Origin of the sequence: Psychromonas antarctica (assembly GCF_022267535.1) — a bacterium.
Lineage (GTDB): Bacteria > Pseudomonadota > Gammaproteobacteria > Enterobacterales > Psychromonadaceae > Psychromonas > Psychromonas antarctica.
On sequence record NZ_JAHNZV010000102.1, the window covers coordinates 1 to 9713 of the forward strand.

Genomic DNA, 9713 nt, shown 5'->3' on the forward strand with positions numbered 1-9713 from the left:
CCTTTACAAGAAAGGACTTTGATTTTTTTGAAATCACATCAACAATAAGTGTCCACACAGATTGTTTGATTAAATTGTTAAAGAGCGTGCCTTTCGGCGAGGTGCGTATATTACGCTACCAGCGAACTTAGTCAAGGCTTATTATTTGATGTTTTATAAAGATAATCTTTTTAAAACAAGAAATTTCAATCTTTCAATCAACGTTAAACGTCATTAAAAGTAACCTCTTTCGTTCTCAGTCATTGGCGTTGCAGCCCGTGTCTGTGGGGTCGCATTATAGAGATATCGATCACATTGGCAAGTGTTTTTAATGAATAATTTAGAATAACTAAGCAAGTGATTATTTAGTAATCATAGTGGTTATTTTTTATCTCAATCATGCCTATTTTTTACTAAAGTCATCGTTCAGTTTTAAATATCAAGCTTATCAGACATAAAAAAAGGAGCTTTCGCTCCTTTATTTTATTAAAACCACTTACTAAACTATTTTTCATAGAGGCATAAATACGCAGTCTGCACTGCCACTTTCACATCAAAACTCATATTAGCTTCAACGATAAATGTTTCTCCTGCCGTAAATGTCTTCCAATCCGAAGCTTGGGGTAATTTAACCGTTAAACTACCACTAACTACTGTCATATACTCTTTTGCATTTGTTCCAAACGTGTAATCCCCAATTTCCATTACACCAACAGTTGCTGGTAGCGTTTCACTTTGGAAGGCAATTGATTTTACGTTGCCATCAAAATATTCGTTTGTTTCAATAGTCATCAGTTTTCCTTTGTTTGTATCGTTTATTTTCAAGTGATTATGAACAACCTAATTTAAAACTCAAGCTATTAAATTGCCGAGTCAAATTCCGCCTGCATTTGCTCAATGCACTCTTGCGCATCCATCCAATGCATTTCCGCTTCTTCCAGCGACTCTTTAGCCTCACCTTGTTGTTTTAATAACCCCGTTAAACGGGTCTTTTCTGCATGTTCATATATTGCGGAATCGGCCAGTTGTTCTTCGATTTGCTCAAGTTGACGTGTAAATGAATCCATTAATTTTTCAGCATTGATTAGCGCCTTCTTATAAGGAGTTAATTTTTTACGAAATTCCGCCTCTAAACGTTTCTTATCCTTACGATTAGCGTTCAATGAATTACTTTGGTCACCCTCTTGCTGCTGAGGTTGTTTCTCAATACGCTGCTGATCTGACAACCACTTATGATAGTCATCTAAATCACCAACAAAGGGCTCAACTTTCTGATCATGCACCAAATAAAGGTCATCTGTCGTTGTACGCAGTAAATGGCGATCGTGTGACACGATAACCATTGCCCCTTCGAATGCCTGCAAGGCCATCGTTAATGCGTGGCGCATTTCTAAGTCTAAATGATTGGTTGGCTCATCAAGTAATAATAAGTTCGGTTTCTGCCACACTAACAAAGCCAGCACCAAGCGAGCTTTCTCTCCGCCAGAAAAAGGAGCTACTTTGTCTAGAGCCTTATCCCCCTGAAAACCAAAGCTCCCCAAAAAATTTCTTAAGACTAACTCTTTTTCATCTGGCGCTAAACGTGACAAGTGATCAAGCGGCGTTTCATCTAAACGCAAAAATTCAAGTTGATGCTGAGCAAAATAGCCGATTTTAGCATTCGGGTTGATTTCCAATTTACCCGATATAGGTTGCAATTGATTTGATAGCAGTTTTATTAAAGTTGATTTTCCCGCACCATTTCGCCCTAATAAACCGATACGACTCCCGGGGACAAGATTTAATTTAATTTCATTCAGTATAAGCAGATCATCATAACCCGCGCTTATTTTTTCAAGTGTTAATAGAGGCATAGGCAACGCATCAGGCTGCCTAAAAGCGAAGCTAAACTGACTATCCATATGAGCGGGTAATAACTGTTCCATTTTTTCTAATGCTTTGATTCGACTTTGTGCTTGTTTCGCTTTGCTCGCTTTGTAACGAAAACGGTCGATATAACTGTGCATATGGCTGATTTGTCTTTGTTGCTTTTCGAATGACGATTGCTGCTGCGCTAATTTTTCAGCACGCTGCCGTTCAAAACTGGTGTAGTTACCTGTGTATTCGTTAAATTGCTGCTGCTCGATATGAATAATTTTATCGACGACTGAATCAATAAAATCACGATCATGTGATATCAGTACTAATGTTCCGGTATATTGACGCAACCATTTTTCAAGCCAGATAACAGCATCCAGATCGAGGTGGTTAGTCGGCTCATCAAGCAGCAACAGATCTGACGGGCAAAGCAGTGCTTGCGCTAAATTAAGTCGCATACGCCATCCACCAGAGAAATCGCTGACTGAACGACCTTGTGATTGCTCAGAAAAACCTAAGCCAGCCAGTAATTCAGCGGCACGGGATTCAATAGTGTACCCACCGGCATGATCAAGTAAAGCATGCAACTCCGCTATTTTTGTGCCTTCATTAGCAGCTTCTGCGACACTCAGTTTCCCCTGCAGCTGGCGAAAATCGATGTCGCCATCAATAACATATTGCAGCGCATTTTTATCTAATGCTGGTGTTTCCTGCGCCACACTAGCAATGCGCCAGTGTAGCGGAATGCTCAAATCCCCCCCATCAACATGGGCTTCTTGCTTAATTAAAGTGAAAAAACTTGATTTACCACAACCGTTTGCCCCAACTAAGCCAACCTTTTGACGCGGATTAATTGTTGCACTGGCATTGACCAGCAAAGGTTTACCGCCACGTATAAATTCAATATTACTAGCAACAATCATAATTAAAACGTCTCAATCTAAAGATAAGGCAAAAAATAGCTAGAATGATAGCTGATTTTGTAAAGTTGAGCCATAGCCACTACTAATGAAACAGTATTTGTTTACCATGAAAAAATCATTCACGACCTAGATGCTTAAAATGGTTTTATTAAAAACAAAAAGACGCTTTATCGCGGGGGCAACCTGTCCGAAATGTAATGCACTTGACAGCATAGCTTTGACACTAGAAAATGGGCTTGAAACGCTAAATTGTGTGCACTGTGGTTTTAAACAAACTCAAACCCCCAAACAAGCAACCGCAGCTACGCGTCAATTTGAACAAATGATTGGTGTTTTTAATCCTTCAGAAGATTGAACAAAATGAGAAAAAGTGAGTAATACAATGAAAATTGAAAAAGATTTAGTGGTTTCAATCCACTTTGGTGTCGCAGAAGTTGATGGTAATGCACTAGACAGCACAGAAAATGGTGCACCGCTTGAGTTTATCCAAGGTTCACATTATTTAGTGCCAGGGCTTGAAGCCGAGTTAGAAGGTAAAAAAGTGGGTGATAAATTTGATGTTAAACTTGAAGCTGAACAAGCTTACGGTCCTTTTCAAGACGAACTAGTTCAGCAAGTGCCTCGCTCTTTATTTGAAGGTGTTGATGAAGTTGAAGTGGGTATGTCATTTCAAGCAGAAACAGATCAAGGCCCCCGAACAGTTGAAGTCACTGAAGTAACTAACGATAGTGTCAGCATCGATGCCAATCATCCGCTTGCTGGCATGGCATTACAATTTGTTGGGGAAGTTGTCGGTATCCGCGCTGCAACAGCCGAAGAACTTGCACATGGTCATATCCACGCGCATGGTGGATCTTGCGGCACTCAAACTCATGACGAAGATGATCATGAGTGTTGTGGTGGAGATAAAAGCAAACATGCAGAGGGTGATAGCTGTTGTGGTGGTCAGTCAAGCAAACATGCAGAAGGTAAAAGCTGTTGTGGCGGTAGCCATTAACTCCTAACTGTCGAATAAAATCTCGTGACGTTTTATCTAGTTGCGGGATCTTATTGCAGTTCCATCATAAAATAGAAAACTGCCACTGCAATTTTTAAGATAATGGTTATGATCAACCATGTTTGCAAATCAATTTTACTATTGCGTAACTATCCCCCCCTCCTTTAACCTCATTGCACAACCACTTAGAACAGACTCACCTTCATTATTAAACTTTGCCCCCCCTATCCTCACATAAAATTCATTTTTTTAGATTTCAGCAAGGAAAATGATATTAATGAAACGATTTACTACAGGCGGGGGTTATGGGATGTTATTCAAGATACGTTGGAGGAGACTGTTAGTGATAATATTTATGAACAAATCAGAAAAGTGATTAATGATAGCGCTGATGAGTTCATTAATAGCGACAAAGAGCATGAGGAAGACCAGCAACAAGACAGCAAAAAACAACTGGCTACGCCAAGTATAAAGTGGGATCGTTATGATTTCATTCCGGGTGATGAGCTCATCTTTGCCGACGGTCCTAGCCGTGATGAAGAGAACGGATGATGGCAGATGCTACCTTGCATTTTTTTATAAGGCTTATGCAGTTAAAAAATTTCTGAAGGACTGGCGAACAGCTAAATGGCGTAGTCGATCACAGGATCAGGCAATGGATTAACCGCATTTTTATAACGCGCTTGAATAACTGAAATAACTTCTTTGAAATCTTTAATGGCAACTAACTTCGCATCCCCTTTTTCTGCTTCGGAGGCAGAAAAAGCCCCTCGTCGAGCAAAAAAAAGCCCACGCTTTTGATTTGCTGAAGAATTCTGATGTGAGGGTTGCTCCGCAGCTTGCTTATCGCCATTCTGGATAATGCTGCGTGCTTGATCTGAAAGTTGGCTGCTCTCCTCTTGTTCACGCATTTTTGTGTAAGAGGCAATAATTTCTGTTTTAGGGATAATCGGCTTGATTAAATTGTCGTGCTGTAAACTTTCTGTTGGCGGATGAAAAGGCAGTGCAACCGCAGAGGGGAGATGGGTATTGATATTAACCATCAGAGTTATCCCTACACGCTAGTATTAATTAAGGTGCCGACCAACTCATCAGCAGTGGAAATAACGTTGGCCGATGCTTTAGCTTGAAACTCTGCCACTTTTAAATTAACCAACTCAGTGGTTAAAGAGATAGGCGTACGCTCAGCAGGGGAAGATAGACTCTCCGGTGCCCCTTGATTCCCCGTCATACCTATTTCTGCTATACCCGCATTGGCTATCCGAGAACTTGCGGTGCTCAGCTGAGCAGATGCATTTTGAAAACCAGTTAAGCCTGAATTGTATGCTGAACGAACATCCATAAATCACCTTAATCTATTAAGTAGTTAAGTAGTTAAGTAGTTAAGTAAGAATACTATACAAAAAGTATGGCGTTATTTTAACAGAAATAAAGCATTTGGTTAATATTTAATCAAAAATAAAATTTATTGCACGACAACTAAACTTACCTATTTCACTAAAAAATGGTGTATGCACCTAATTTTAAAACTTTCAACGGCACATTTGCTAATAATCACCGCCACCTTTTTACTCGCTTGTGAAAGTAGTAAACTGTAAAAAAGGCCAAAAGTGACAACGACAGCGTCGCGATCCACCTCAACATACCACGCAGCTCACTATTATTAAGTAACCTCAATTCTGGATAAGCTAAACGATACAGTACCGTTATTTACGCGTATTTCTGCGTTAAATCATCTGCCAATAACCAGTTATTGCTGCGATGATTCGCCTTGAACTACGCAAAACTAACAGCACTGTATAATATGTTTTTTAACTTGTTGATATTTAATCTGATTTCGCTTCCATTATCCAGAACTGAGGTTAAGTAAGTCAAAACCGGTCAACAAAGCATTACTATCAGCTTGTTCTATACTCACGGTTTCCCTCATATTTATCTGGTAAAGGTTGTTGAAATCAGCTTTTTATTTTATCAAACAAAAATTAACAGAAACAATTGAGCAAATACTGCCTGCTCAATGTCTCTTGTGCGGTTTGCAAAGCAATAATAAACTGATCTGCAACCATTGCCAAAAAGCGATGTTGCAACCCCGAACTTGCTGCCAATATTGCGGGTTATCTCTACTCACAACGCAGCCATTTTGTGGTGATTGCTTAACACACGAGCACCTTTTTACTCAACTACATGCATTGTCAAGTTACCAAGCACCTTATCCAAAATTAATTAAACAACTAAAATATAGCCATCAATTAATCGCTGGCGAGCTACTTGGGCAACTATTAGCGCTGTCTATTGCATCCCATTTTAGCAAACAGCAGATCGCCCGTATTAACTATTTGATTGCAGTTCCGTTGCATCCTAAAAAATTACGCCAGCGCGGTTTTAATCAAGCCCAACTGATAGCAAAGGTCGTATCCACACATTTGAATATAACACTTTTAACCGGGGCAATTGAACGGAAAAAAGAAACACAAGCACAGGAAGGACTATCAATTGCTAAGCGCAGAAAAAATTTACGTGCTGCATTTGCCGTCACTAAAAATACTCACTTACAAGGGAAGCACATCGCAATAGTTGATGATGTAGTGACGACGGGAGCAACCATCAATAGTCTTTGCCAATGCTTGCAAGCCCAAAAAGTGGCTTCAATTAGTGTGTTTTGTATCTGCCGAACAGATGTTCGTAAATAAATATCAACTCTTTACTTTCTTCTTCACAATAATCCCAGCTATAATGGTTGAGTAAATTACTCAAGATTAAAGGCCCAACTATGATTGAAATTACTCCTGTTGCACAAGCGCATTTTAAAAAATTACTTGAACCTCAAAAAGCAGGTACAAGTATACGTGTATTTGTTATTAACCCTGGTACGCCAAAAGCTGAATGTGGCGTTTCTTACTGCCCGCCAGAAGCAGTTGAAAGTAGTGACACGCGATTCAACTATGATGGGTTTGATGCATTGGTTGATGATGTTAGCCTCGGATTTTTAGAAGAAGCGTTTATCGACCTAGTTGAAGAAGAAACGGGAACGCAGCTCACTTTAAAAGCTCCCAATGCCAAAATGCGCAAAGTTAAAGATGATGCTCCGTTAATTGAACGCGTTGAATACGTTATTCAAGTGCAAGTAAATCCACAGCTAGCGAGTCACGGTGGTTTTATTAAATTAATTGAGATTACCGATGATAATGTCGCCATTATAGAATTTGGTGGTGGTTGTAACGGTTGTTCGCAAGTGGATTTAACCTTAAAAGAGGGAATCGAAAAAGAATTGTTAGAAGAATTTTCAGGCGAATTAAATGCAGTTCGAGATATCACTGAACATCAACGCGGTGATCACTCTTTTTATAAGTAACTATTCCATGAATATAAAGAGCGCTAATTTGATTCATATTTAGCGCTTATTAAAAAAGTACACTTTAACCCTGTACTTATATTTGGTTCTGAGCGCCCGTTCAGGATTTATTATGACTCTCCATGCCAATTAATTTACACTTAATTAAATAGTCAAAAAATGGCTTACAAAGAATATTTAATAGCGCACTAGCGATGCAAATTGGTATTCCTATAAGGGTAATAAGAATAGAATAATCGTATTATCACCCCCTTCCCGTCCCCCACAAGAATAATTTTGGCAAGTTTTATATTTCAAAAACAGATGATAAACCTCTTTTTTTTATGTTTTTGGGCGCAGCGTCAAAATAACACGGGCATTATCTGAGCAAATCAAGTAGAATGCGCCACCCTCGCAAAAGGATTATCCTTTAAACGATGCGAAATATTCAGATTTTACCTACATACGCGGTTGATAGCGCGAGAATTAATAGATAGTTTCAGTAACTGAAATAATTGATGTGACGTAGGTATAGGCTGAATTTGGTGTAATTAAGTATCTTCTTAAATACAGATTTTAACTGAACTCATGAGGCCACTATGTCAGAGTCAACAAATACAGAAATAACGATTAACTTTACAGATTTAAACCTACCAGAAGCACTTCTTCGTGTCGTTTCTGAACTTGGTTATGAAACACCTTCTCCGATTCAAGCACAATGTATCCCGCTGCTTTTAAACGGTGAAGATGTTTTAGGTCTAGCACAGACAGGTACCGGTAAAACAGCCGCGTTTGCCTTACCTTTGCTGGCTAATATTGATATATCACTCAATTATCCGCAAGTGTTAGTACTTGCACCAACCCGTGAATTAGCGATTCAAGTTGCCGAAGCATTCCAAACTTATGCTCGTCACTTACGTGGCTTCCATGTGATGCCAATTTACGGAGGCCAAAGCTATGATATTCAATTCAAACAATTGCGCCGTGGACCACAAGTTGTTGTAGGGACGCCTGGCCGTATTATGGACCACCTAAAACGTAAAACATTAGATCTCTCACATCTGACAACATTAGTGCTTGATGAAGCTGATGAGATGTTACGTATGGGCTTCATTGATGATGTTGAAACCATTATGAAAGAGATGCCAGAAAAGCGTCAAACAGCACTTTTCTCAGCAACTATGCCAGATCAAATCAAACGCATTACTAAGCGTTACATGAACAAACCAACTGAAGTTAGAATTCAGTCTAAAACATCCACAGTTGAAAATATCGAGCAGAAATGTTGGATTGTGCGTGGCGTTAATAAGCTTGATGCCTTAACACGCATGTTGGAAACCGAAGAGTTTGATGGTGTTATCATTTTTGCACGGACTAAAACAGCGACGGTTGAATTAGCCGAACGCTTAGAAGCTCGTGGTTACCGTAGTGCTGCGCTAAATGGTGATATGAATCAACAAGTACGTGAACGCACTATTGCGCGCATAAAATCGGGCAGTTTGGATATCCTAGTCGCAACGGATGTTGCAGCTCGTGGGCTTGATGTGGAACGTATTAGCCTCGTTGTAAACTATGATATCCCTACCGATACTGAATCTTATGTTCACCGTATCGGTCGTACTGGCCGTGCTGGCCGTAAAGGGAAAGCAATTTTGTTTGCAGCACCACGTGAGCGCCGTTTGTTAAAAGCAATTGAAAATGCTACACGTCAGCAGATCACCATTATGGATCTTCCTTCACATGATGAAGTCACACAGACGCGTATCGCTAACTTTGAAAAACAGATTCTATCTGTTGTTGAAAGTGAAGATCTGAGCTTCTATCGTACTCTCTTCGATCAGATCGAAAATAATTCAGAAATTGATGATTCTGATTTAGCTGCTGCGCTGCTTTATATGGCACAAAAAGAAAAGCCGTTACAGCCTGTTGAAGAAAAGTTTGTTGAGCCTCGTTCGAATGATCGCGACAATGATCGTGGACGTGAACGGAGCGATCGCAGTGATCGTGGACGTGGACGTGACCGCAATGACCGTAATGATCGTGGCGATCGTAGTCGTGACCGAAATGAACAAGGTGGTGATAAACCACGCGGTCGTGGACGCCCAACTGACGTTGAGTTAGAAGTTTACCGTATTGATGTTGGCCGTTCGCATGGTGTGCAAGTAAAAAACATCGTCGGTGCTATTGCCAATGAAGCTGATATCAACAGCCGCTTTATTGGAGATATCAAACTGAATGATGATTATTCAACAATTGAGTTACCGAAAGGTATGCCAGCGGAAACAATGAAGCATCTTGAAAATGTTTATGTGTGTAAGCGCCAGTTAAAAATCAAAAAGAACTAATTCTTTTTACTTTTTGTAACATCAGGGTGCTTTTTAGCACCCTTTTTTATACCTTGAAAATGATTATCGATAAATGTTCGCTTTGACTTTGACTAGATTGGGACTGTAAGTGAGATGGGGATAAAAGACAGTTTCACCACAGATAATAAGACTTTGACCCTGTCCTGAAATCTGTGTAATTGCCTATCATTAATTTAATCATTTTAAGGATAGGTAATTATGAAAAAAGAAGAGATAGAAGCATTCGCCCTTAAAGCATCAAAAGGTTTAAAGTCTCAAAA

General features: G+C 39.7%; 10 protein-coding genes. 6 read left to right on the forward strand and 4 right to left on the reverse strand.

From position 1 onward, the window contains the following. Positions 1 to 483 precede the first annotated feature (483 nt). Together ppnP and KSO91_RS14260 are read right to left on the reverse strand one after the other, a co-directional pair. A complete protein-coding gene (gene ppnP / locus KSO91_RS14255) occupies positions 484 to 771 on the reverse strand; it encodes a pyrimidine/purine nucleoside phosphorylase (protein WP_238743704.1) in 288 nt (95 codons plus the stop codon). 68 nt (positions 772 to 839) lie between these two features. Beyond that, positions 840 to 2759, reverse strand: a complete 1920-nt coding sequence (locus KSO91_RS14260) for an ABC transporter ATP-binding protein (protein WP_238743705.1) — start codon at positions 2757 to 2759, stop codon at positions 840 to 842. 139 nt (positions 2760 to 2898) lie between these two features. Between KSO91_RS14260 and KSO91_RS14265 the strand changes: the two genes are divergently transcribed. The 3 genes from KSO91_RS14265 (at position 2899) to KSO91_RS14275 (ending at position 4308) form a co-directional block, all read left to right on the forward strand. Further along, positions 2899 to 3114: a YheV family putative zinc ribbon protein gene (locus tag KSO91_RS14265; protein ID WP_238743706.1), complete on the forward strand. Its 216-nt coding sequence runs from the start codon at positions 2899 to 2901 to the stop codon at positions 3112 to 3114. A 27-nt stretch (positions 3115 to 3141) separates the two neighbouring features. After that, positions 3142 to 3756: a peptidylprolyl isomerase gene (gene slyD / locus KSO91_RS14270; protein ID WP_238743707.1), complete on the forward strand. Its 615-nt coding sequence runs from the start codon at positions 3142 to 3144 to the stop codon at positions 3754 to 3756. A gap of 327 nt (positions 3757 to 4083) precedes the next feature. Next, positions 4084 to 4308: a hypothetical protein gene (locus KSO91_RS14275; RefSeq protein ID WP_238743708.1), complete on the forward strand. Its 225-nt coding sequence runs from the start codon at positions 4084 to 4086 to the stop codon at positions 4306 to 4308. Positions 4309 to 4379: 71 nt separating this feature from the next. On the opposite strand, the gene KSO91_RS14280 is transcribed toward KSO91_RS14275, so the two are convergent. Further along, entirely contained in the window at positions 4380 to 4799 is a 420-nt protein-coding gene (locus tag KSO91_RS14280) for a hypothetical protein (protein WP_238743709.1), read from the reverse strand. Between the two features lie 11 nt (positions 4800 to 4810). Continuing rightward, entirely contained in the window at positions 4811 to 5098 is a 288-nt protein-coding gene (locus KSO91_RS14285) for a flagellar basal-body rod protein FlgG (RefSeq protein WP_238743710.1), read from the reverse strand. Between the two features lie 607 nt (positions 5099 to 5705). Between KSO91_RS14285 and KSO91_RS14290 the strand changes: the two genes are divergently transcribed. From KSO91_RS14290 to KSO91_RS14300, 3 genes are all read left to right on the forward strand, one after another. Further along, complete coding sequence (locus tag KSO91_RS14290; RefSeq protein ID WP_238743711.1) at positions 5706 to 6446, forward strand: ComF family protein; 741 nt, start codon at positions 5706 to 5708, stop codon at positions 6444 to 6446. A gap of 80 nt (positions 6447 to 6526) precedes the next feature. Then, the gene (nfuA, locus tag KSO91_RS14295) at positions 6527 to 7108 is read left to right on the forward strand and encodes a Fe-S biogenesis protein NfuA (RefSeq protein WP_238743712.1); all 582 of its coding nucleotides are present in this window, start codon (positions 6527 to 6529) and stop codon (positions 7106 to 7108) included. Positions 7109 to 7686: 578 nt separating this feature from the next. Then, positions 7687 to 9432, forward strand: coding sequence for a DEAD/DEAH box helicase (locus tag KSO91_RS14300; RefSeq protein ID WP_238743713.1), 1746 nt, complete (start codon positions 7687 to 7689; stop codon positions 9430 to 9432). Positions 9433 to 9713: the final 281 nt, after the last annotated feature.